Source organism: Anaerolineae bacterium (genome assembly GCA_013178165.1).
In the GTDB taxonomy this organism is placed as follows: domain Bacteria; phylum Chloroflexota; class Anaerolineae; order Aggregatilineales; family Ch27; genus Ch27.
In genome coordinates this window covers 343,614-365,710 of the sequence record JABLXG010000001.1, presented here as the reverse complement: position 1 = coordinate 365,710, position 22,097 = coordinate 343,614, and the positions used below count along the sequence as shown (strand labels likewise).

20 protein-coding genes are annotated in these 22,097 nt (G+C 64.4%); 7 read left to right on the top strand and 13 right to left on the bottom strand.

The annotated features are described in order from the left end of the window. Positions 1-102: 102 nt before the first annotated feature. Positions 103-1,050 (top strand): branched-chain amino acid transaminase, encoded by a 948-nt coding sequence (locus tag HPY64_01500; GenBank protein NPV65801.1) that lies wholly within the window; start codon positions 103-105, stop codon positions 1,048-1,050. 81 nt (positions 1,051-1,131) lie between these two features. Here HPY64_01500 and HPY64_01495 read toward each other — a convergent pair whose 3' ends face one another. Both HPY64_01495 and HPY64_01490 read right to left on the bottom strand, forming a co-directional pair. Further along, the gene (locus HPY64_01495) at positions 1,132-1,626 is read right to left on the bottom strand and encodes a hypothetical protein (protein ID NPV65800.1); all 495 of its coding nucleotides are present in this window, start codon (positions 1,624-1,626) and stop codon (positions 1,132-1,134) included. A gap of 118 nt (positions 1,627-1,744) precedes the next feature. Next, complete coding sequence (locus HPY64_01490; GenBank protein ID NPV65799.1) at positions 1,745-2,989, bottom strand: MFS transporter; 1,245 nt, start codon at positions 2,987-2,989, stop codon at positions 1,745-1,747. On the opposite strand from HPY64_01490, the gene HPY64_01485 reads away from it, so the two are divergent. Beyond that, on the top strand, positions 2,989-3,174 hold the full coding sequence (locus tag HPY64_01485; protein ID NPV65798.1) for a hypothetical protein: 186 nt from the start codon (positions 2,989-2,991) through the stop codon (positions 3,172-3,174). The two genes, HPY64_01490 and HPY64_01485, sit on opposite strands and share 1 nt — an antisense overlap. 63 nt (positions 3,175-3,237) lie before the next feature. Further along, positions 3,238-4,779 carry a 4-alpha-glucanotransferase gene (gene malQ / locus HPY64_01480; GenBank protein NPV65797.1) on the top strand — a complete coding sequence of 514 codons (1,542 nt, stop codon included), beginning with the start codon at positions 3,238-3,240 and terminating at the stop codon, positions 4,777-4,779. 63 nt (positions 4,780-4,842) lie between these two features. On the opposite strand, the gene HPY64_01475 is transcribed toward malQ, so the two are convergent. From HPY64_01475 to HPY64_01455, 5 genes are all read right to left on the bottom strand, one after another. Further along, a complete protein-coding gene (locus HPY64_01475) occupies positions 4,843-6,030 on the bottom strand; it encodes a GNAT family N-acetyltransferase (GenBank protein ID NPV65796.1) in 1,188 nt (395 codons plus the stop codon). Positions 6,031-6,103: 73 nt separating this feature from the next. Continuing rightward, a complete protein-coding gene (locus tag HPY64_01470; protein ID NPV65795.1) occupies positions 6,104-6,874 on the bottom strand; it encodes a methyltransferase domain-containing protein in 771 nt (256 codons plus the stop codon). A 219-nt stretch (positions 6,875-7,093) separates the two neighbouring features. After that, the gene (locus tag HPY64_01465) at positions 7,094-8,125 is read right to left on the bottom strand and encodes a hypothetical protein (GenBank protein NPV65794.1); all 1,032 of its coding nucleotides are present in this window, start codon (positions 8,123-8,125) and stop codon (positions 7,094-7,096) included. Between the two features lie 542 nt (positions 8,126-8,667). After that, the gene (locus tag HPY64_01460; GenBank protein NPV65793.1) at positions 8,668-9,678 is read right to left on the bottom strand and encodes a GNAT family N-acetyltransferase; all 1,011 of its coding nucleotides are present in this window, start codon (positions 9,676-9,678) and stop codon (positions 8,668-8,670) included. A gap of 75 nt (positions 9,679-9,753) precedes the next feature. Next, positions 9,754-10,365, bottom strand: coding sequence for a GNAT family N-acetyltransferase (locus HPY64_01455; GenBank protein ID NPV65792.1), 612 nt, complete (start codon positions 10,363-10,365; stop codon positions 9,754-9,756). 221 nt (positions 10,366-10,586) lie between these two features. On the opposite strand from HPY64_01455, the gene HPY64_01450 reads away from it, so the two are divergent. Then, entirely contained in the window at positions 10,587-11,534 is a 948-nt protein-coding gene (locus HPY64_01450; GenBank protein ID NPV65791.1) for a YihY/virulence factor BrkB family protein, read from the top strand. Between the two features lie 65 nt (positions 11,535-11,599). On the opposite strand, the gene HPY64_01445 is transcribed toward HPY64_01450, so the two are convergent. The 3 genes from HPY64_01445 to HPY64_01435 all read right to left on the bottom strand — a co-directional run bounded on the left by HPY64_01445 (position 11,600) and on the right by HPY64_01435 (position 13,763). Beyond that, complete coding sequence (locus HPY64_01445) at positions 11,600-12,445, bottom strand: ABC transporter permease (protein NPV65790.1); 846 nt, start codon at positions 12,443-12,445, stop codon at positions 11,600-11,602. 72 nt (positions 12,446-12,517) lie between these two features. Beyond that, positions 12,518-13,423 carry an ABC transporter ATP-binding protein gene (locus HPY64_01440; protein NPV65789.1) on the bottom strand — a complete coding sequence of 302 codons (906 nt, stop codon included), beginning with the start codon at positions 13,421-13,423 and terminating at the stop codon, positions 12,518-12,520. A gap of 79 nt (positions 13,424-13,502) precedes the next feature. Next, positions 13,503-13,763 (bottom strand): hypothetical protein, encoded by a 261-nt coding sequence (locus tag HPY64_01435; protein NPV65788.1) that lies wholly within the window; start codon positions 13,761-13,763, stop codon positions 13,503-13,505. 808 nt (positions 13,764-14,571) lie between these two features. On the opposite strand from HPY64_01435, the gene HPY64_01430 reads away from it, so the two are divergent. Next, positions 14,572-15,303: a M50 family metallopeptidase gene (locus tag HPY64_01430; GenBank protein NPV65787.1), complete on the top strand. Its 732-nt coding sequence runs from the start codon at positions 14,572-14,574 to the stop codon at positions 15,301-15,303. Positions 15,304-15,434: 131 nt separating this feature from the next. Here the strand turns inward: HPY64_01430 and HPY64_01425 are convergent, their stop codons facing one another. The 3 genes from HPY64_01425 to HPY64_01415 form a co-directional block, all read right to left on the bottom strand. Beyond that, a complete protein-coding gene (locus HPY64_01425) occupies positions 15,435-16,577 on the bottom strand; it encodes a hypothetical protein (GenBank protein NPV65786.1) in 1,143 nt (380 codons plus the stop codon). A 92-nt stretch (positions 16,578-16,669) separates the two neighbouring features. Next, positions 16,670-17,257, bottom strand: a complete 588-nt coding sequence (locus tag HPY64_01420) for a hypothetical protein (protein ID NPV65785.1) — start codon at positions 17,255-17,257, stop codon at positions 16,670-16,672. A gap of 79 nt (positions 17,258-17,336) precedes the next feature. Further along, positions 17,337-19,061, bottom strand: a complete 1,725-nt coding sequence (locus tag HPY64_01415; GenBank protein NPV65784.1) for a serine/threonine protein kinase — start codon at positions 19,059-19,061, stop codon at positions 17,337-17,339. A 307-nt stretch (positions 19,062-19,368) separates the two neighbouring features. Between HPY64_01415 and HPY64_01410 the strand changes: the two genes are divergently transcribed. Both HPY64_01410 and HPY64_01405 read left to right on the top strand, forming a co-directional pair. Further along, on the top strand, positions 19,369-20,754 hold the full coding sequence (locus HPY64_01410) for a serine hydrolase (protein ID NPV65783.1): 1,386 nt from the start codon (positions 19,369-19,371) through the stop codon (positions 20,752-20,754). Between the two features lie 21 nt (positions 20,755-20,775). Then, positions 20,776-22,011, top strand: a complete 1,236-nt coding sequence (locus HPY64_01405; GenBank protein ID NPV65782.1) for an exonuclease SbcCD subunit D — start codon at positions 20,776-20,778, stop codon at positions 22,009-22,011. The last annotated feature ends 86 nt before the right edge of the window (positions 22,012-22,097 follow it).

Below are 22,097 nucleotides of genomic sequence, written 5' to 3'. Positions count from 1 at the left end.
CCAAGAGGAACAGACCGAAAGTCGTTAATAGTGCGGCTACCCCCGGCTGACAGTCAGGGTATAATCAGGCCAGACACCGGGTTCTGGAAGGAGGTTTGGCCTGTGGCCGGCTTACCGAAGTACGCTTTCTTTGAAGGCAAGATCGTCCCCTTCAGCGAAGCCAACGTCAGCATTGCCACGCACGCCCTGCATTATGGTACGGGTGCATTCGGCGGCCTGCGGGGGTACTGGAATGCCGACAAAGAAGAACTCTACATCTTCCGCCCCATCGACCACTTTACCCGGTTACTGGGGTCGTCCAAGATGCTGCGCATGGATCTGCCCTACACCCCGGCGCAACTCGTCGACATCCTGACGGAACTGCTGCGCACCGAGAACATGCGCGAAGACTGCTACATTCGCCCGCTGATCTACAAGGCGACCCCGACCATTGGCGTCCGCCTGCACAACCTGGATGACCAGCTCGCCATATTTGCCCTGCCCTTCGGCCAGTACCTGGAGAAGGAAGAAGGGCTGCATGTCACGATCTCCTCATGGCGGCGGATTGACGACAACGCCATCCCCGCCCGCGGCAAGATCACCGGCGCGTATATCAATTCGGCCCTGATCGTCAGTGATGCCAAGGCCGCCGGGTTTGACGACGCCCTTGTCCTCAACGAGGATGGGCACATCGCGGAAGCTGCCGCGGCCAACTTCTTCATCGTCCGGGACGGTGTAGCGATCACCCCGCCGATCACCGCCAACATCCTGGAAGGGATCACCCGCCGGACGGTGATCCAGCTCCTGCGGGAGGAACTGGGCGTTGAGGTGGTCGAGCGCAACATCGACCGCACCGAGCTGTACATCTGCGACGAAGCGTTCTCCTGCGGCACGGGTTACCAGGTCGCCGCCGTGACCCGCGTCGACTACCGTAATATCGGCACCGGCGTGATGGGGCCGCTGACCAGCCGCCTGCGCGACCTGTACTTCGATGTCGTGCGCGGGCGCAAAGCCAAGTACACTTCCTGGCTGGTGCCGGTGTACCACCCGCTAAAGGAACCAGTCCACTAACCCACCTGGCAACGAATCACAACGCCCCCGGCCAGAGCAGGTCGGGGGCGTTGCCTTTGCTGCAATTCCAGAAGTCAACCCTCAGCGGGGCAAGCTTTCCGCCACACCCAGCCGGGCGATATCCACCCGCAGGCGTCGCCCACCCAGCCACAAGGCCCGCGCTGCCACCGGCAGCAGGATAATCGTGTCGCGGCTCTCCCGCGGACAGGCCGGCCCCTGCAGGACAAAGAACCACGTCCCGAAGGTATAGGCCAGGCCCAGCACGGACGCAATAACCGCCGGGACCCGCGATTTGGGATTCTTGGTCAGGCCGGCCACTATGAGTGGCACCACGAAGTACAGCACGCGGATCAGCATCACTTCCAGACCGCAGTTGCCCAGTACCTTGACCTTGTCAACAAAAACGCCTACCGCCACGATCACCAGCAGGATAGTGATCGTTTGCTGACCGGCCCGCTGCATGAACAGGGTCATCAGCGCAAAGAAAAGGAAGATGTAGAGCAGGTAATCCCACGGGCTGCGTGGAGTCAACAGGGCCAGGATATCCTGCACACTCAGGTTGGTCAGTCCTTGCATAAGGTCGCTGCCTTTCCCAGGAATGCCAGGCGGCACACACCGATAAGAACAGGGGAAGCAACCCTCCCCGCGCCTGTAACGCGTGCATTATAACATGCTCCGCCCGGCGCTACTCGCCTCAGTCAGCCGCGGGCGCCTCCGCCAGCGGCTCCAGCGCCACCCGCAATTGCCCGCGCAGCAACCCCAACGCCGGGAGCAGCAGCAGACCGCTGATAGCCAGCGCGGCGCGCAGGGAGACTACCGTCCCGATCGCGCCGATGGCCGGACCGCCGGCGATCTGGCCGATTTCATCAGCCTGCGCCGACATGGAAAGCACCGTCGCCCGTACCCGCGAGTCGATGTGCTGGTTCAGCCAGGCCACCATGACCGGTCCCGCCGTTGACCGCGCGGTAACCACAACCCAGTAGGCCGCCAGCGCCGCTGCAACGCTGCCCGACAGCGCGTAAGCTACCGTCCCGGCGGAGACCAGGCCGTAGAACAGCAGCAGCGCCCGGCTGACGCTCCGCCGATGGTCCAAGGTCAGCCGCCGTTTGACCAGCTCCGTCGCACCGATGGACAGCACCGCAGAGACGGCGCGGATGAGGCCAAACCAGACGACCGGCTGCAGATCCCCAATCCCCGGCAGGGTATGCTCGCGCAGCAGAAAAGCCGTCCACAGGCGGTCAAAGCCTTCGCTGTACGCACCATAGAACAGCCCGACCAGCAGCAGGGCCAGCAGCACGGGGCGCAGCCGCACCAGCCGGATGCCCTGCCCCAGCGTCTCCCGCATGTGAGTCCAGTTCAGGCGGCTTCCCCGCGCAGCAGGCCGGAAGCCTTCCTCCGGCATAAAGAAGAACAGAAAGACGGCCAGACCGATGAACAGCGCCCCGCCGAGCACAATCGGCCCCGTGATCGCCACGCTGGCCAGCAGCACACTGGGCAGGATTGCAGCCAGGCCCATGATTTGCCCGACCTGTGCGCCGCGCAGGTAGGCCCGCCCGGCGCGTTCCGTGCCGACCTCGTCGGCGATCCAGGCATCCAGCGCCCCGCTGATGAACGTCCAGCCGAAGCCCCATACCGCCTGACCCAGCATGACCATCCCCCACACCGGGAAGGAGCCTTCGATGATGAAACCTACGCCGGTCAGCGCTGTGCCGATGATCACCGACAGCCGCCGCCCATGCAGGTCGGCAATCACGCCGGTGGGCACCTCAAAGATCGCGGCGGAAAGCTCCAGGGCCGTCCCCACCAGCACCAGTTGCAGCGGGTTCAGCCCGACGGTAACAGCCTGGTAGACCATGTTCACGGTCACCACCAGGCCAAAGAAGAACGACCATCCGCCCTGAAAAACCAGATACACGGTGACAGCGTTGAGTTTCTTCAATGTCTTACCTCATCGTGATGCGCGGCAATGAGCCGATCATCGCCCGTCGCGCTGAACTGCGGATACATGCGCAGCTGTTCAGCCATCGGGCTGCTACAAGCATCTGGGCGCAACCGTACGACATCCCTGGCTGCCGTGCCGCATTGCGCCGCCTTGCCGAATATTCCCCCCAGCCGCTACAATAAGCGACCATCATCCTTGCGCCACTCTGTATTTGCTGGCTACTGCCTACCCGAAGGGTTGAACCCATGACTCTGTTCCCCCGTTCCAGTGGCGTCCTGCTCCATCCCACCTCGCTGCCAGGCCGTTATGGCATCGGCGATCTGGGGGAGTGGGCGTACCGGTTTGTGGACTGGCTGGCCGAAAACGGCCAGTCGATCTGGCAGGTGCTGCCGCTTGGCCCGACCAGCTACGGCGATTCGCCGTACCAGACTCTTTCCGCCTTCGCCGGCAACGCCAACCTGATCAGCCTGGATCAGCTGGTCGAGGATGGCTGGCTGACAGCTGACGATCTGGCCGATGTGCCACCCTTCCCCGCCGATCGTGTCGACTACGGCTGGATCATCGGCTACCACGACCAGAAGCTCAGCCTGGCCTACGATCGCTTCGCCTCCAACCGTACCTCGCCCCACCAGGCTGAATTCGAAACCTGGTGCGCTGAAAACGCCTACTGGCTGGACGACTTCGCCCTGTTCGCCGCCCTCAAAGACGCCCAGGGCGGGCGGCCCTGGGTCGAGTGGCCGGAAGGGGAGGCCCTGCGCCAGCCGCTGGCGCTGGAAGCCGCCCGCCATACCCACGCCTACCGCATTGCTGAGCATCGCTTCCGCCAGTGGGTCTTCCACCGGCAATGGTTCGCGCTCAAGGCCTACGCTAACGGCAAAGGCGTCCGCCTGTTTGGCGACCTGCCCATCTTCGTGGCCCATGACAGCGCGGATGTCTGGGCCAACCGCGACCAGTTCTACCTGGACGCCAAAGGTCGCCCGACCGTGATCGCCGGCGTACCGCCGGATTACTTCAGCCCGACGGGACAGCGCTGGGGTAACCCCCTTTACCGCTGGGATGTCATGCGGGCTGACGGCTACGCCTGGTGGATCCGCCGCTTCCGCGCCATCCTCAGCGTGGTCGATTACGTCCGCATTGACCACTTCCGCGGCTTTGAAGCCTACTGGGAGATTCCGGCGAAAGAAAAGACGGCCATCAATGGCCACTGGCGGCCCGGCCCGCGCCACGATTTCTTCAACGTGGTCAAAGCGGAACTGGGCGAACTGCCGATCATCGCGGAAGACCTGGGCGTGATCACCGAGGGTGTCGAAAAGCTGCGGGAGGATTTCGGCCTGCCGGGCATGAAGGTGCTGCAGTTTGCCTGGGGAGAGGACCCCAAGAACCCCTTCCTGCCGCACAACCATGTCCCCAACTGCGTCGTTTACAGCGGTACGCATGATAACAACACTACCCTCGGCTGGTGGAAAGAAGAATGCACCGATGCCATGCGCCGCTTCATGACCGACTACCTGGGCGCTGAAGTTCACGACCCGGCCTGGACCTTTATGGTGCTGGGCATGCGTTCCTGCGCCCATACCTTCATCGTCACCATGCAGGACGTGCTGGGCCTCGGCTCTGAGGCGCGGATGAACACGCCCGGCAACCCGGCGGGCAACTGGACCTGGCGCTTTACGCCGGAGCAGATGGCGCGGGCTAACCAGGGGTTGGCCCACATCACCTGGCTGTACCAGCGCCGCGCCGACCAGCAGGAAAAGGTCTACGGCGATGTAGCTGTCGCCAAGAAGTAATTCGGGCATCTTCACAACGAGGCGGGTTGGTCGCACTTCACAGGTCGGCCAACCCGCCCGGATTCAGAACTCCTCGTGCAGGTACGGCAACTGCGCCGGGAAGATGGCCCGCATGACGGCCTGCACTTCCGGCGCGGGATCACCCCAGCCCAGCATGGCGAATAGAGCCGGGTCGTGCGCCCCGTAAACCAGCGCCGACAGCCCCTGAATAGTCAGGGTGCACTCCGGAGTGCCAGCGGCCGGCGTCACCGTCAGGCTCCCGCCCTCCCCCGCAAACGTCCAGATGCCCTCGTTCCAGGGGCAGAGCGGATCGCTAAGCCGGGCGGTGAAGCGGCCCGTCCCGGCAGCCATCCCCCCGAGCCGGGCCACATCCAGCACGCGGCCCATCGGCGGCCACAGGCGCTCTGTCTTGAGTGTGGCCAGGTCAGGCCACCACGTTTCCGGTAGTTCCGCTGGTGGCAGGCGCACCTCAACGTGCTCCACCTGGTCGATGTGGCGGGCGAACCACTCCAGCAGGAGGTACAAACCGGCGGCGGTGTGCGTATAGAAGCGGTGGACGCGCATCACGCGCCGATCTTCTTCCCCGCTGATCGTGTAGATCATCGCGCCGGCCGGTTCCCCAGCAACACGGGCCACCGCCAGCCAGTGATCGCGGCTAGCTTCGTTAAGCGCCGCGGGTTCGCTACAAACAGCCATGCCGTGAATCCGCTGCTGCTGGGCCAGGATATACGCCCGGTAGATCGCGTGGCCGTCCTTGATCGGCAACAGTTCCACCGTCCCGCCCAGTGACATCCGCAGCAACGGCGCCAGCGGACGCGGATCGATCTTCGCCATACGCGGCTGCGGGAAGGATACATAGCCCATACGCTCATAAAAGGATGGCCGGAAAGGATACAGGCAGGTCACCGGCATGCCTTCCTCATATCCCCGGCGCAGCAGATCGGCCATCAGCCGTCGGATATGGCCGTTGCGCCGCGCGCCGGGCAGCGTCGCCACACCCCAGATGCCGCTCATCGGCCAGATCTGGCCGCGCACGTTCTGGGTAAAAGGCGAACTGCACGAGATGGCCACCGCCTGCCCCCCTTCAAAGGCGGCCAGGATGGTCGCATCGGGCACGTTGCGCAGCCAGCGCTCCCAGTTTTCGCGGGGCACCAGCGGCGGCGACGGCTCAAAAGCGTAAGCCCCCACACGGTGCACAACCCCGGCGCGCTCCTCGAACTCGGTCAGCGCCCGAATGACAATGGTGCTCATAGTTGCATCTTCTTCTTTCTTGTTGCTGCTGGGACGGCAGGCTCAGCGGCCGTCCCGGCCCCTCAAGCGACACTCAGTCCAGCTTCGGCTGGAGCAGGAATAACCCCCAGCCACAGTAATCACGCTCGTACCGCAGATAGCCGCGCTGGTTGCGGTCAATCCAGGCGCGCAGGGCGGCATAATCCGGATCATCAGGGTGCTCGCGCAGCCAGGTGAAGACACTGCGCCACTGCGGCGCGTAATAGGCATCCCAGCTATCGGGATTCGCCAGGGACATCTGCACCAGGTCAAAACCGGTCTGGTTGAACATCTCCAGCATCGCCGGCAGGCCGTGCGCCCACGCCCGCGATTCCTCGCCCATCACGGCATAGGCTGCTTCTTCGACCGGCAGCCTGGCCCAGTACACATCCCCCACCAACAGCAGGCCGTCCCGCTGATCTTTGAGGGCACGGCGCATGATCGCCAGCGTGCCGGGCGTCCCGCCGCCGATCCAGGTCGCCCCAACGCAACTCACCACATCGTACGTACCGGCCTCCCCCGGGGTATCATCCAGGTACTTCCCGGCGTCGGCCTGCACGAAGGTGACCCGGTCGATAACCCGACGTTCGCGAGCGCGGCGACGGGCTTCCGTCAGGAAGGCGGCGCTGATGTCTACTCCTGTCCCGCCGATCCCATACTGTGCCGCCCAGCGGGTCAGCATTTCGCCGCGCCCGCAGGCCAGATCGAGCAGGTGCATCCCCGGCTGAAAGCCGCAGGCCGCGCCAATGGCATCCAGCTTCTCCAGCGTGATCGGATTCTGGATCACGTGGTCACGTTCGGCGATCTCGTGAAAACGCAGACTCATGGTCGCGCATTCCCCCTTTTTATGAACGAACAGAACCTTAGGCCTCTCCCATTTGCAGCATCGTAATGGATTGCGATGCTACGGCTTGGCCTTGCTCCAGGTACAACAGTGCCGCACCCCTACCGGCTCTCACCCCCTAACCCCGCACGACGGTATAACGCGTCCCCCTTTTGCCTCTCTCTTTTCAAATGAAGAAGGGCCAGGGATGAGGCCGCTCAACTATTCCTCTTCCGGTGACCAGGACAGGCGGGCATCGTCGGCGTCGCGCTCGGCAGGGGTTGCACCGATGTAGCGCCGCCACAACCGCTCCAGCATATCCGCCGGATCGCGACTCAGGCCGTACCCGGCGAAGTACTCGCACACGCGGGCGATATCCCGCCCCAGAATGGCATACGCCTCATGGTTGCGGCGCGGGTCAACCACCTGAGGAAAGTCGATCAGCGTGATCTCTCCGGCCCAGTACAGGATGTTATAGGCGGACAGATCGCCGTGGATGATGCCATGCCCCAGCATCAATTCGATGTGGTGCAACACCTCATCAAACAACGGTTCAACCTCGTCCGGTTCCAGTGTGACCTCGTGCAGCGTCGGCGCGGGGGCATCTTCGTCGCCCACATAGCTCATCAGGATGGCGTTAGCCGCCGCGCCATACGCCGCCGGGACAGCTGCCCCGGCGGCGTGTAGCGTTTGCAATGTCGTGTACTCGTGCATCAACCAGGATGTATGCGCTGCCTTCTGGCCAAAGGCCGTCTTCTTCTGGATGGCGTGAGCGATCCGATCGCCTTTGAGGCCAACGGGACGGCCCTCCGGCGTCAGGATGTCACGCCCCTGGCGGTAGACATGATCCCGACGCAGGTTGCGGAACATGCGCGGGCGGTAGACCTTGGCTGCCACCAGTCCCAGCCCGCTGTCGGGATGCCCCTGGCAGCGGTAGACAGTGGCCTCCTTGCCGCCCTTGATCACGGCCAGCACATCAGCCAGCAGGCCCATCTCATAGAACGGCTGGAGCGATTCCAACAACCAACCTTCTTCGTAACGGGACGGGGTATAAGTGGTGGCAAAGTCGCCTTCCGATGCGGCCAGTCCAGCCACCTTCACGGCAGCGCGTTGCCGCTTCGTCCGGCGCGACTTCGAAACGCCACGTGGCCGACGTCCCCGGCGCGCCTGGCGGTCGCGGCGTTGCGGGTTGTAGAGGTCATCGAGATCATCGATGGCGTCAGGATCTTTCAGGTAAGCGTTCAGGTCAGGCAAGGCAGTATCCTCAGCAAACAGCACCTGTGACAGATAAGGCGATGTAAAAGCGGCAACGGTTGCTCTCTGCGCCGGGGGCAAGGGTCTGGCCCGCTATGCGCTACGCGCAGGATGGCCTGCCCGGATAAAGCGGGAGTCTGGTTCAGGAAGTCGGTCAACCCGGTCAGTCGGGGGAAACTCAGACAGCCTGAAACAGGCGCGGCAGCGCCTACCCCGGTGCGGTCAGGGGGAGCGCGTCGGCCAGCTGCTGAGGAACTTGAGGCAGCGTCCGCGCCAGGAAAGGGCGCGACGCCGGTTTCTGCGCCGCCGTCGGGCGGATCGCAGGGGCAAGTGATGAAGCTGACAGTGCCTACCTAAACGAGCGTGATGGCTCAGCCACCCTCAGCAGGGCGCAGGCGCGCTCCGCCACACAATGGGTTGGTATCCGAATACTTGCATCTACTCCCTCACTTTCTGCAACCTTCCCGGTGCACCGCCGGGAGGCAAAACCTTCGCCACTGTAGCATAGTTTTCGCGGCGCTGTCAACGAGCCGGAGAGGCGTTCAGTCCAGCGACTCGATCGCGATCTCCTGCCCTTCGCGCAGCACTTTCTCGTACTGATCCCACTGGCGGACGACACGCATCCCGACTTCCTCGTACAGGCGGGTCGCGCCGGTCAGGCTGGCCGCGTCCACGCCCAGCCCAACCCGCGCCTGTCCCCGGCGGTAAAACTCGCCGATGGCGTACTGCAGCAGGGCGCGGGCGATTCCCCGCCGCCGCCATTCCCGCAACACCCCCAGCGAGCCAACCCAGCCCATATCCGGGTCTTCAATTGCTGCCGGGGAGCACAGCGCCACGCCGACGATCTCATCCCCGCCGGAAGCCGTCGTCACCGCCAGAAGCCACAGCGATGGATCGAAGTCGGGGCGCCCCCTGACCCGGCGACGCCACGCCTCAAACGGCTCCTCGATAAAGCCCCAGTGGTCGCGGAAAGAGTCCATAACCACGCGGTGGATCAGGCGATCATCCAGACCGGGGAAGTACGGGCGCAGCGTGATCCCCTCCGGCCAGTCCGGGGGTTCCGGCGTCACTGCCGGTTCCAACTCGCGGACCATACGCCAGAAGTGCCGTACCGGGCGGTAGCCGCGGCGGGTCAGCAACCGCGCGGCGCGTTCGTTGGTACTGACCGTGCTGGCCCGGACGCTGACGCGCGCGCCCGCCGGCGCATCGTTCACCACCCGGGCGGCACGCGCCTCCGCCCAGTCCATCAGTCCGGTCCCGATTCCCCGGCCCTGGTAGTCCGGATGGACGCAGCCCCAGATGAAGGGATGGACATGCGGCGGGCGATCCCACACTTCGATGTAGCCGATCGGGCGGCCCTCCACGTCCAGAGCAAAGCGTGCATCGGTCGCCAGATCAAAGTGATCGGTGGCCCATTCATGGGCCAGATGCGCTTCATCTTCCTGGCGGACGCCCTGCTCCGCCATCGAAACAGCATTCATCAGGGCGACAGCGGCGGGGATATCCGCCAGCGTCGGCGCGCGCAACAGTAGCTGGCTATCAGCAGTGGTCATAGCTACCTCTTGTCCGGTACTGCCGGGGAAGCCGTTGCCGACCTCCCCGGCGCTTCTCCCGCGCTCAAGCCTCGCTTAAGCGCACAGTTCCTTCTCGTAGATGTCATAACGGTACGCTGCCAGCCCCTGCTCGCCTGGCACAAAAGTCCGCAGCGCGATGCGATCGACGGGACCGCCGGAGCGCCCTGCGCCCTGTGTACCTTCGCCGGAGCGCCAGAAACGTTCGGTCAGGCGGAAGCCCTGCTCGCTGAGCATACGGCGAGCGGTCTGGTTCAGGCAGATCGTGGCCACCCGCAGCACCACCCGCCTGCCCGCCATGTCGCAGCGGGCCGCCTGGCGAACATGCCCTTCCGCCAGGCTAAGCAGATGGATACCAATGCCGCGCCCGACGTAGTCTGGATGCACATGCACCCACACATAAGGCGCCTCATAGGGCGGCTGCTCCCATAGCTCGGCGTAACCCACCAGCTGACCCACCGGGTCAAAGACCATCCAGGCATCAGTCTGCAGGTCAAAGCCTGGCGAGGCCCAGATCTGCAGCAACTGATCGACTGTCATCGCCAGCGATCCGGTCTCGATAACCGCGCAGACGTTGATCAGGCCGGTCACAGCGGCGGCGTCTTCCAGCGTTGGACGCCGAACCACAAAGTGTTTGAGTTGTCCTGCTGCAATGCGAACTGTATTCATGGCCTGCCATCCTGATTCCGGCGCGCGCCGGAGCGCACGCCCGTTGTTTCCCCTCAAAACCCGCCAGCCGCCGGGGGCCAGACCTGCCCCCGCCAATTACCGGCAGTATGCGTTCTATGGTAAGATTGCGCATCATGCGCCCGCCTGGAGCAGGAGCTATCAGCCGGGGCCTGTGATTGCTCGTAAGCCATCCGGCCCCTGCCGCGATCGGATGACTCGTGTTGCCCCAGCTCACCCCTCCGCCACCTGAAGACCAGCCGCCGCCCCTGGCTCGCCTGATCCTGTGGGTGGAACACCGGATCAGCCGGCTGGCCTGGTGGCTGGCGCGGACCTACGCCGCGCTGGACCGGGCCACAGACGGCCTGCTGCCGCTGCTGGCGCGGGGCTGGGTTGCCTTTGCCCAGCGCGACACCCGTTACGCTGCTTCGCTGGCGTACTATGCCCTGTTTTCGATCTTCCCCCTGGTGCTCCTGGCCATCACCATCATCAGCGGTCTGCTGGGGCCAGGTCTGGCCCGCGAACAGGTTATCCAGTTTATCGGCACATTCTTCCCCGCCGACACCGTCGAAGTCATCGCGGACAACGTCCAGCTTGCCCTGCGCCAGCGCCAGCCTTTCGGCCTGGTAGCCGTGATCAGCCTGGTCTGGTCGGGGCTATCGCTGTTTTCCAACCTGACCGTCGCCATCGACAACATCTTTCATCCAACCCGCTGGCGCCCCCTCTGGCGCAAGCGCCTGATGGCCATGGTCATGGTGGTGGTGCTGGCCGCCCTGCTGACCGGCTCACTGATCACGTCGCTGGGCCTGCGCCTGGTCAGCGCCCTGCTGCTGGATCGCGGCGGGGCCACCCTGCGCATCCTCAACCTCTCACTGCCGCTGGGGCTGAACCTGACGATCTTCGCCCTGCTGTTCCGCTACGTGCCCCGTGTGCGGGTACGCTGGGATGCCATCTGGCCGGCAGCGATCCTGGGCAGCCTGGGCTGGAACCTGGCGCAAACCCTGTTCGTGTGGTACCTGGACAACTTCAGCCTCTACAGCCTGATTTACGGCTCCCTGGCGGCGGTGATCATCCTGCTGCTCTGGGTATACGTCAGCTCGGCAATCTTGCTCCTGGCGGCGGAACTCTGCAACGCACTCAACACGTGGCTTGAACGGCGGGAGCAAGTATAGCCAGCCCCGCCGCCAGTGACTCTTCAGTTGTCAAAGTACAGTGCCGTGCCCTCACCAACCAGCAACTAGCCCACCCGCTTGAGCTTGCCCGTCCGCTTGGCGTATAGCTCCGCCTGGCGGAAGGCCCATACCCCTACCGGCAGTCCGATCGCGCCGATGATCAGCAGCGGGATCATGTACGGCCACAGTTCCAGAGTCGGCACGCCATCCAGGATTGCCGCCCGGATGCCGCCCAGTACATAGTAGACCGGCGAGATTTGTGCGATCGACTGCAGCCATGCTGGCAACACTTCGATCGGGTAGTACACGCCGGAGATCAACAGCAGGAACGCCTCGACGATATGCGTCATCTGCGTGCCGCGCTCGGTGTAGAGCAGCGGCAGGATACTCGCCATCACCCCCAGCGAAACCAGCGAGATACTCCCCGCCAGCAACACCAGCAACGCCCCGAACAGGTTCGCGCCGCTGAAGTCTAGTTCAAAGAAGGCCACCATCGCCGCGCCGATCACCAGGGTGAACAGCAGGCTGTACAGCACAGCGAAGCCCGCCTGCCCGGCGATCTGGGTGAAGCGGTGGACGGGGGCCATCAGGGTGTACTCGATCGTCCCCTCCCAGCGTTCCCACTGGATCATCTCGCTGATATTGTTGAACAGGCCCGACAGAAAGCGCCAGACCAGCGTCCCGATCAGCAGATAGACGACGAAAAACGACGTGTTAATGTCCTCCTGCCCGGTGATGAGCGTCGACCCCTGGCCGATGAACACCACCGAGAGCGAGGTCGCGGTCGAATACGCCAGCCACACCAGCTCCCAGCCCCAGTACCGCTTGACCAGGTTGAAGTTGCGGGCGACAAAGGCGTAACTCTGCAACGCCTCTTTCCGAAAGTTCAGCTTCCCCAGCATGGTCATCATCCTTCAGCCGGGGGCGGGAACCGGACGGCAGCGTCCGGTTCCGCGTCCCCCCCCTGGCTGTGAGTGCTCCGATCAGGCCACGGCCTTCAATTCCGCGGCCTTGTCTGCGTCAAAGTCATCTTCTTCCACAAGCTGCTTGCCGGTCAACTGCATAAACACGTCTTCCAGCGTCGGCTCGTGGCCGTTACGGCGGATCAGGCGCTTCAGCCCTTCGGGCGTATCTTCCGCCACGATCCGGCCATCATCCAGAATGGCAATCCGGTCACACAGGCGGTCGGCCTCCCCCATGTCGTGGGTGGTGATCAGGATCGTCGCGTCGTGCTTATCACGCAGTTCGTAGACGAATTCCTGCACCTCGTACTTGGAGCGCGGGTCGAGGCCGGTGGTCGGCTCGTCCAGCAGCAGCAGGATCGGCTGGGTGAGGAAGGCGCGGGCGATAGCCACTTTCTGCTGCATCCCCCGGCTCATCTCCTCCATCGGCTGCGTGTAGGTGCGTGCATCCAGGCCGAGCCGCTTGAGGATGGCGATTGCCTTCTCGCGGGCCTCGCCGCCGCTCATCCCGTACAGCCGTGCGCCATAGAGCAGGTTCTCCAGCGGGCTGAGCTTCTTGAAGAACGCCGCGTCCACCGATACCCGGTTGATCATGCGCTTGACATCCATCTCGTGCCGGATGATGTCCAGCCCGAAGACGCGCACTTCCCCCTCATCCGGGATCAGCAGGGTGGAGAGCAGGCGCACCAGCGTGCTCTTGCCGGAGCCATTAGGGCCAAGGATGCCGTAGATTTCGCCGCGATGGACATCGAGCGAGACATTGCGAACGGCTACCACCTCGTGGCGAGCCTTCTCCGCTTGCTGGCCGCTCTCCGCCGCGTCATGGCCAAACCAGCGCTCCCAGAAGGGCGGTTTTTGCACCTTAAAGCGCTTAGTCACATGGCTGACGTTCAAAGCGTCCTGATTGTGATCGATCACTATCGTCATACCGGTTTCCCTTTTGCCGAATGTTTCCCCATGGTTGTCCCGGCGTTCCCCTCAAGATAGCCGGGCGCGAAGTTTCCCCTCACTCGTAACGATCCGCCCAGGCTGGCTGCTGGTGGGATTCCCGCGCTGCTGCCAGGCCTTCAGCTTCCCCGGTCTGGCTGAGCAGCCAGCCGCCCAGACCGGCCAGCGCGCGACCCAGCAGGTGAAGCGCAGGCCGCAATAGCCAGCCGCCGGGCACCATCCCGCACCCCCGGTAATCCGGCACGCCGAGGATTTCGCGGGCCTTTTCCGGCTGGTGGGTCAGGTAGGCCAGAGTCTGGTACGTGCGCAAATCAGTCATCATCCCCTCTTGCGTATCTATAACCAACGACGCTCAGAACTTCCCCATGGCGACCAATCCAGTCACCCCGCTATGAGTACGTTGCCTGCCTGCGCCGGTTGCTCAGCCCGCAGCGGCAGCCGCCCTCTTTCCCCTCCGGGAAGGCGGGCCGCGAGCGGTCTGTGACCGCCGGAGCCGGGAACAAAACGGGCCGTGGCGAGATTACTCCCCCCACGGCCCGGACCCTGGCTTGGCGTCCTGGTGTCGCAGTCGTATGCCGGCTGCGCAACAAAAAAGGCCGTGGGGCGCGCCCACGGCCTTCTGTTACCCGATTCTTAGCGGCAACTTCCGGCGAGCAGGCGCATTACTCCCTGGGCAATAACTTCACCACCGAAGTATCTCGGCACCCAGAGACGGCAGATGAGTGTGCTGTTGAACATGCGCCTCGCTCCTTTCGCGCGTAGTCTTTCGCCAGTCTAAACGGGAATCCAAAAGCTGTCAACCCCCGAAAAGCCTTAAATCTTCCCTAACCCGGCAAAAGGCCTTAACAATAGCGAATTTCGTGACCTGGATATTAGGCTATAATTAACGAAAAGAAACTGGTCCGCCGCCTGCCCACCGAGCAACAGGTCGCCAACTGGATCGCCTGGCCAAGACTCTGGAGCGCGTGATCACTTACTAAACTGAGTCTTGCGGCTGCGCCCCCTGCCGGGTCTGACAGAGGGCGTGTTTGCTCCCGGCCAGATCATCTGCAACCACCATCACCCTGATCCCGTATTCATCCTCCAGAAACACCCGACTTCAAGCATCCGTTGGAGAGGAGCGCCGCATGTCTGATCGTGATCGCCGCCTTTCGCCCTTGCTGGCTGCTCTGGCCTTTCTGCTGGTACTGCTGATCTGGCAGGTGCCGGAATTGAACGGGCTGCTCTACCCATTCCGTTACTTCGTAACAACCATCCACGAAATGAGCCACGGCCTGGCGGCGGTGATCAGCGGCGGCACCTTTGTGGAATACCAGGTCTACGCCAGCGGTGCGGGGGTGGCCACTACCGCCCACCGTGCCCCGTGGCTGGTCATCCCGGCGGGGTATGTGGGCACAGCACTCTTCGGCGCCGTCCTGCTCTACCTGACCAACCGCAACTTATGGACCCACGTTATCGCGATGGCCCTGGGCTTCACGCTGGGGGCGATCACCCTGGTTTTTGCCCGCAACAGTACAGCCATCCTGGTCGGGCTGCTCTCTGCTGCTGCGCTCATCGCCCTCGGCTGGAAGGCCCCACGATTGCTGGTCACATTCGTGTTGAACATCCTGGCCATGCTGACCGGCCTCAACGCCGTGCTGGACGTGTGGGGCCTGCTCCATAACCTCAACGCCAGCGCGGTGACGGGGCTGGGCAATATTCCCAACGATGCCTACCACATGGCTCAGGCCGTTGGCATCCTACCCGCCGCTGGCTGGGCCGTAATCTGGATGATCCAGGCGCTGGCGCTGCTGGGATTCTCCGCCTACCTGACCTTCTGGCGACCGCTGCACCGCCGCGCTGATGATCCCACCTTCTGAAAGCATCAGCCCGGCTCGCAGGAACCGGGCTGCAATGGAGGCTGTTCGCTCTGGCTGGTGGCGGGAGAACAGCCACGCCGCGGCAGCATCGATGCTGCCGCATCGGGTCGATGCTGCCGCATCGGGTCGAGCTACCGCATGGGGGCGATGCCGGGCAACCCGGCGCAGGCCTCACTGAGTGATAGATACTGGCTGCTAATCCAGCCCAGCGAGCCAAGGTAATTCGCCCGAACCCAGCCACCGTCAGTCGTGCGCAGGTCGGCAGGCATCGACGACTGATACGGCACGCTGACCAGCACCGGGGCGCTTTCCGTCGGCATGGCCCGCATACGCACGGTGTACGTGGTGCGCACCAGGCAGGTCTGGACGCTGCCCGGTTCGACAATGGTCAGGTCAAGCTGGCCACCCCAGGTCGGGTCAAAAGGCGTTGCCGCCGGGGATTCAGCCGGGGCTGCGGGGGTGGATTCCACTGGCGCGACCGGCGGCGCGGCAACCGCCGCGGCAGCCAGCGGCGCGACCACCGTGATATTGGCGCAGGCGTCGCTCAGGTCCAGATAGCTGGCAAAGACCCAGCCTAACCGCCCGACGCCACCTTCCCCGACGAAGAAGGCCCGTACCCACTGCCCATCTGACGTCTGCATATCCGCCGGCATGGATGTCCCATAGGGGACGCGATCCAGGATGGCCGCGCCAGTCGAAGGCGCCTGACGCATACGCACAGTATAGGCACTGCGCACCAGGCAGCTGCTCACCGAGCCGGGGCGGATGATACTCGGCTCAAAGGCGCCCACCACCACGGGAACGTCCACTGGCGCAGGTGGAGCCGCCGCGCCAGCACTTCGCCGCCCGCCAACCGGAGTCGGGGCGGGCAGGCTGATCCCCGGATCGGCGGCGGTGCGCTTGGTGAACTCAGCGCGGGAAAGCGGCCCCGCCGGGCCATAAAAGACCAGCGTCCAGGTGGTATCGTAGCCGTTGGCCGGAGCGGGGGTCTTGCCGGTGAAGTACAGCTCCGCGGCGTAGCCATCCGCGCTGATGGTGTAGATCAGTTGGGCGCTATCGTAGTAGGCAGCGGCATAGGGATACACCTCACCGGGGATGATCCCCACCTCGATGCCCTGGCCATTCTCAATGCGCAGCACCTGCAGGCGGTGACCTTCCAGGAAGCATGCCCGGAAGTAGACCACATCGCCGAAACAATGCCCGCCCTGCGCGTTCGCCGGGCCGGTAAAAGCGGCCAGTACCAGCACAACCGCGATCAGGGTCAATATCCTCATGCTAGACCTGTTCACCTGAGTCGCTCCTCTCCTCCTGGCTTGCGGGGACAATGCTGTATGACACATGCTTCAACAGGCCGATCCCGGAATCATCAGTGACCAGTGCAAGCGGGCAACGAACGGCAGAAAGCCTGGCAGATCTCCAGATCAGTGCCGGCATAGAGGAAATCAAAGGTCTCCCCGTTAATCACCGTGCTATAGCTGTAGGCGCAGGGCTGCAAACCGCCGCCGCCCTGTCCTTCCATCAGACCCTGAGGTTGCTGAGCGCGGGTGATGCAGGCCAGGAAGGTCTGCGGGTTGAGCAACAGGTTGCGATTGGCGACAGCTACCACGCCCGCCACGATCGGCAGGGCGTCCTTGCTGTAGCCACTGGCCGCCACCGCACCCATCTCCTGGTAGCAGTCAGCCACGCTATCGACCATAGCGATCACCGCCGTGGCCTGAAATTGGCCCAGCAGAGCCGAACCGGCTTCCCCCAGCCCGGCGATGAACTCCTGAATGCTGCGGGCATCCAGCCGTGTATAGCCTGGCAGGTTGGGCAGGTAACTGTATGCAGGCGGTGCATTGCTGACCGGCGTAGCCAGCGGGTCAATGCCCGGCACCAGCCCACAGGCCGCGCTCAGGAGCGCCAGGGCCAGGATCAGCCCGGCCAGACTCCAGATCGGTTTGGACCGCATCATCACATCCTTCCTTCACCCATGTCAGAGACCCGATTCATACCGCCCCCACACACCTGTCTCCACCAACCCCCCGACGCCCTCACCCGGAAAGATTGATCACGACCGAATCCAGCACCTTCTGCAGCACCGGCAGCAGGAGGTCCACATCTGCACTATCGCTGGTGAAGAACGCCAGCGTGACCAGCTGCGAGCCAGCCCGGCTATAGAACAGATCAAGCTGGCCGGGGCCAAAGCGGTTATATAGCGTCCCCGGCTGCGGGATGCGATAGCTGACCCGCAGCCGCCCATCCGGCTGTTCGGCCCGGTCAATCGGCACAAAGAGGCGTGCATCGCCGTAAGCGGTGCGGCTGTGGCGCTCGACCAGCGCTGCCAGCGCCTCCGCGGCGTCCAGGGGGGTTAGCCGCAGCGCCACAAACGCGCTGTCATCTTCCGGCGCCCACAGGACCGCCAGGCCGTCCTCAACAGGCAATTGCCGCTCCTGCCAGCCTTCCGGCACGGCCAACCAGTAAAGCCGATCCGGGCCGGTGCGCAGCGTTGCACCGGGGAACGCAGTCGGTTCTGCTTCCCTCAGCAAGCCGCCGGGCCAGTTATTCCGCAGCAGCCGCACCGCGCCGAAGGCCAGAAACAGAACGATCAATACCCCGGCCAGCACCCCCACCCATCGGCGGCGACCGGCCTGGGGCGCAACGGCGGCTTCGCCTGCCTGCGCCGTTGGCAGCTTTTCCGCCGCCGGGAAGCTTTTCCCCGCCGGGATACTTCTCCGCGATGGTCTCTCCGCCGGCATGGTTGGTACGGCCAGGTCTTCAGCGCCGAGCACCGTTGGCAGGTCCTCCACCTCGCTCGCCATCTCGGCCTCGGTCGGCGCTTCCCGGCGCGGCAACATGGTGATCTCGGTGGAAGGCGGGCGCGGCAGGCGGACGCTGCTCTGTTCCGGCGAAATCGTGCGCAGCGCCTGGCTAAAGGCCGCTGCCAGCACCCCTGCTGAGGGATAGCGCAGCGCCGGGTCCTTGAGCGTCGCCCGCAGGATAACCTGTTCCACCGCCGCCGGCAGGTCAGGCCGGTAGGCGCGCGGGGAGGGCATCGGCTCGGCGATCTGCTTGAGCAGCATAGCCATTGGCGTGTCCGCCTGGAACGGCTCGCGCCCGGTCACCATCTCAAACAGCACTACCCCCAGCGCGTACACATCCGAGCGGGCATCCAGCGGGCGGCCTTCCGCCTGTTCCGGCGACATATACGCCGGCGTACCGATCAGGGCGGAACCGGTCAATCGTCCGGCGTCCTGCATAATCTGGGCAATGCCGAAGTCCGAAAGGTAGGCGTTGCCGTGCTCATCCAGCATGATGTTCGAGGGCTTGAGATCGCGGTGGATGATGCCCTCGCTGTGAGCAAAGTCCAGCGCGGCGCACACCTGCTGGATCGGTTTTTCCAGGTTAGCCAGTGGCGGCAGGCCGTCGATCAGCAGGTCGAGCATGCTACCGCCGCTCAGATAGCGCATGACGATGTAAGGGATGCCGTCCACCTCGCCAAAGTCGTAGACGGGCAGGATATGCGGATGTTCCAGTTCGGCGATGAGCTGGACTTCCCGCTTGAAACGCTCCAGGAAGGTTGGATCGTGCAGGAAAATACGCGGCAACACCTTGATTGCCACCTGGCGATTCATGTTGGTCTGGCGGGCCAGGTAAACGGTCGCCATCCCGCCACGCCCCAGTTCCCGCAGGATCTGGTAATGCCCGATCGTGCGGCCCAGCAGGTCATCGCCTGTGCCCGGCGTGGATCTATCGCCCATCATGGTGGAACCGATCATCCTCCCCATCAATGCGGTGCGGGATTGCCTACTCCCAATGGTAGGCAAGAACCGGGCCGGACGCAACCGGCAGGGATGAGAGCAGGGAGCAGGCATTGGGGCGATTATCTGGCCCCCTGGCCTCTCCACCTCCCGGTCACCCGGTCTCCCGACCCCTGATTTGCTATCCCCCTTCCCGCCCGTGTTCCGGCCTGCGCCCGGTGCGGGGCGCGACGCAGCCCCTGTGTTGACAGGGGGCGCAGCGCGGTCTACAGTTGGCAGCAATGTGCGGAATGTTGGCCCGAACCATCCCCTGCGAGGATCTGTTATGCCGCTGGAAAAACTGGAAGCCTTCATCTTTGAGCAGCTTGCCGCCACCCACCTGCCCGGCCTGAGCGCCGCCGTGGTACGCGGCGGCGACGTGATTTGGGCGCGGGGCTTCGGCTTCCGCGACCTGGCCGCCGGTCTGCCCGCCACGCCTGACACGCTGTACGGCATTGGCTCCGTCACCAAGTCGTTCACCACCCTGGCGATCATGCAACTGGCAGAAGCGGGCCTGCTCAGCGTTGATGACCCGGTCGAGAAGTTCATCCCGGAGTTTCAGGTCCGCCCCGGTGGGGAGTTGGTGCGCCTCTGGCACCTGATGACCCACACCTCCGGCCTGCCAGCGCTGGCCTACATGGAGCAGATCATCTACGCGCATACCGACGGCAGCGACATCCCCCTGCCGATCAGCACCACCGCCGATCTGCTGACCTTTATGAAGGACGCCCGCGACTGGACACTGAACAAGCCCGGCGAGCGCTGGTACTACCTCAACGAAGGTTTCGCCCTGCTGGGCGAGATCATCACCCGCGTCAGCGGTCAGCCCTATGCCGAATATGTCGCTGAGCACATCCTCAAGCCGCTGGGCATAGCCCGCACCACGTTCGACCAGGCCGCCCTGGCGGCGGACAAAAACGCCGCCGTGCCCTATGTCGTCACCCCGGAAGGCAAACGGGAACCCTCCAGCTACGTTTTCAACACACTGCAGGCCGATGGTGCGCTGGTCAGCAGCGTGGCGGAGATGGCCCGCTACATCCAGATGTATCTCAATGGCGGCGAGTACAACGGCGCGCGGCTGATCAGCGCCGCCAGTCTGGCCGAGATGCAAACGCCGCGCATCACCCAGCCAGAGCGCGGGACGCACTTCGGCCCGCCTGGCTATGCTTACGGCCTGCAGGTCACCCCGGACTTTCTGGGCCGGCAGGTGATCGGGCACGGCGGATCGGTCGGTGTGGCCACCGCGCACATGGCTTTCATCCCGGCAGAAAACATCGGGATCATGCTACTGGCCAATGGCACGGGCTATCCGATGAGCTACTTCGCCTTCTACGGCCTGGCCGAACTGCTTGGCAAAGACCCGGAGGCGTTGCCTTTCATCCGCCACATGCGCCGCCTGGAAGCCCTGACCGGAACCTACGAGACCTACAGGGCCACCATGCGCGCCCAGATTCGCCGGGCGGGCGATTTTCTCATCTACGAGAAAGCCGGCAAGCTCTCCCAGGCAAAAGCCGTGCTGATCCCGGACGACGTCAGCGACGAGGTGTCAACCTTCTACGTGCAGGATGGCGGCGGCGTGCAGATGCCGGTGGAATTCCGCCGCAAGCCGGATGGCCCCACCGAGATGATCTTTGGCCGCTACCTGTTCCGCCGCACCGGTAAACTGCCCTGATCGCCGCCGGGAGCGCAGGCCATGAGCGACCCGATCCGCATTCTCCACTTCGCCGACGCCCACATCGGGCTGGAAGCCTACGGGCGGACCGACCCGGAGACCGGTCTCAGTTCCCGCGCGGAGGATTTCTTCGCCCGGCTGGCGGAGGTGCGCGATCACGCTGCCGCGCATGGCGCCGACCTGGCGATCTTCGGCGGCGATGCCTTCCAGACGCGCAACCCTAGCCCGACCTACCAGCGCGAGTTTGCCCGCTTCGTGCGGGACCTGGCCGCGCTGTGCCCGGTGCTGTTGCTGGTCGGCAACCACGATCTACCGGCCAGCGCCGGCAAGGCCGCCAGTATCGAGATTTACGCGACGCTGGGCGTGCCTAACGTGATTGTCGGCGTGGACTACGCCCTGCACCGCATCGAGACGGTGCGCGGGCCGGTACAGGTGGCCGCTGCGCCTTACCCCGTCCGCGCCCGGCTGCTGGCGGAAGGCCAGGCGCGCGGCCTGACCCTGGCCGAACTGGACGCCGCCCTGGAGCACGCCCTGGTGGATCGGCTGCGCGCCCTGGCGGAGGAAGCCGACTCTGATCCGGCCCCGCGCGTGCTGGCCGGGCACTTCAGCGTGCGCGGGGCACGGCCCGGCAGCGAACAGGCCAACATGCTGGGCCGCGACGTGACCGTGCCCCTGGAAGCGCTGACCGACCGCCGCTGGGATTATGTAGCCCTGGGCCACCGCCACCGCCATCAGGTTCTAACGCTGCCGGGCAGCATCCCCCCGGTTGTCTACAGCGGAAGCCTGGAGCGGTTGGACTTCAGCGAAGAAGGGGAACCAAAGGGCTTTTGCTGGGCGGAGGTGGCGCGCGGCGCAGCAAGCTGGCGCTTTGTGCCGCTGGCGGCGCGGCCCTTTGTGACCGTACGGGCCGACGCCCGCGACAGCCGCGACCCGACCGCCGCCGTTCTGGCGGCCGCTGAAGAGCTGGAGATGAACGACGCCATTGTGCGCGTGATCGTCGCCCTCAGCGAGACCAACGCCCACCTGCTGCAGGAAGGCGCCATCCGCCGCGCTCTGTTCGCCGCCGGAGCCGATCACGTGGCCGCTATCCAGGTGGAGGTAGCCCACCCGGTACATGCCCGGCTGGGGGCCAGCCCGGAGCGCCTGCCACCAGAGGAACTGGTGCGGCGCTACTTTGAGGGCAAAAGCACACCGCCGGATCGCCTGCGCGATCTACTCGACGCCGCGCGGGAGATATTGAGCGACGAGGAGGCCTGACGCACGGCAGGCATAGCCTTATGCTGCTCGCCGTATGATAGACCGGCAATTTGTGACGCAACACTCAGGATTTGACGCCAGAAACG

Bases quoted from the DNA above. Each gene is read 5' to 3' on its own strand.
- HPY64_01495 (NPV65800.1), bottom strand. From the start codon at position 1,626: ATGCAAGGACTGACCAACCTGAGTGTGCAGGATATCCTGGCCCTGTTG.
- HPY64_01415 (NPV65784.1), bottom strand. From the start codon at position 19,061: ATGATCGGTTCCACCATGATGGGCGATAGATCCACGCCGGGCACAGGC.
- HPY64_01410 (NPV65783.1), top strand. From the start codon at position 19,369: ATGCCGCTGGAAAAACTGGAAGCCTTCATCTTTGAGCAGCTTGCCGCC.
- HPY64_01470 (NPV65795.1), bottom strand. From the start codon at position 6,874: ATGAGTCTGCGTTTTCACGAGATCGCCGAACGTGACCACGTGATCCAG.
- malQ (NPV65797.1), top strand. From the start codon at position 3,238: ATGACTCTGTTCCCCCGTTCCAGTGGCGTCCTGCTCCATCCCACCTCG.
- HPY64_01405 (NPV65782.1), top strand. From the start codon at position 20,776: ATGAGCGACCCGATCCGCATTCTCCACTTCGCCGACGCCCACATCGGG.
- HPY64_01420 (NPV65785.1), bottom strand. From the start codon at position 17,257: ATGATGCGGTCCAAACCGATCTGGAGTCTGGCCGGGCTGATCCTGGCC.
- HPY64_01475 (NPV65796.1), bottom strand. From the start codon at position 6,030: ATGAGCACCATTGTCATTCGGGCGCTGACCGAGTTCGAGGAGCGCGCC.
- HPY64_01435 (NPV65788.1), bottom strand. From the start codon at position 13,763: ATGACTGATTTGCGCACGTACCAGACTCTGGCCTACCTGACCCACCAG.
- HPY64_01455 (NPV65792.1), bottom strand. From the start codon at position 10,365: ATGAATACAGTTCGCATTGCAGCAGGACAACTCAAACACTTTGTGGTT.
- HPY64_01485 (NPV65798.1), top strand. From the start codon at position 2,989: ATGTCTTACCTCATCGTGATGCGCGGCAATGAGCCGATCATCGCCCGT.
- HPY64_01460 (NPV65793.1), bottom strand. From the start codon at position 9,678: ATGACCACTGCTGATAGCCAGCTACTGTTGCGCGCGCCGACGCTGGCG.
- HPY64_01440 (NPV65789.1), bottom strand. From the start codon at position 13,423: ATGACGATAGTGATCGATCACAATCAGGACGCTTTGAACGTCAGCCAT.
- HPY64_01425 (NPV65786.1), bottom strand. From the start codon at position 16,577: ATGAGGATATTGACCCTGATCGCGGTTGTGCTGGTACTGGCCGCTTTT.
- HPY64_01445 (NPV65790.1), bottom strand. From the start codon at position 12,445: ATGATGACCATGCTGGGGAAGCTGAACTTTCGGAAAGAGGCGTTGCAG.
- HPY64_01430 (NPV65787.1), top strand. From the start codon at position 14,572: ATGTCTGATCGTGATCGCCGCCTTTCGCCCTTGCTGGCTGCTCTGGCC.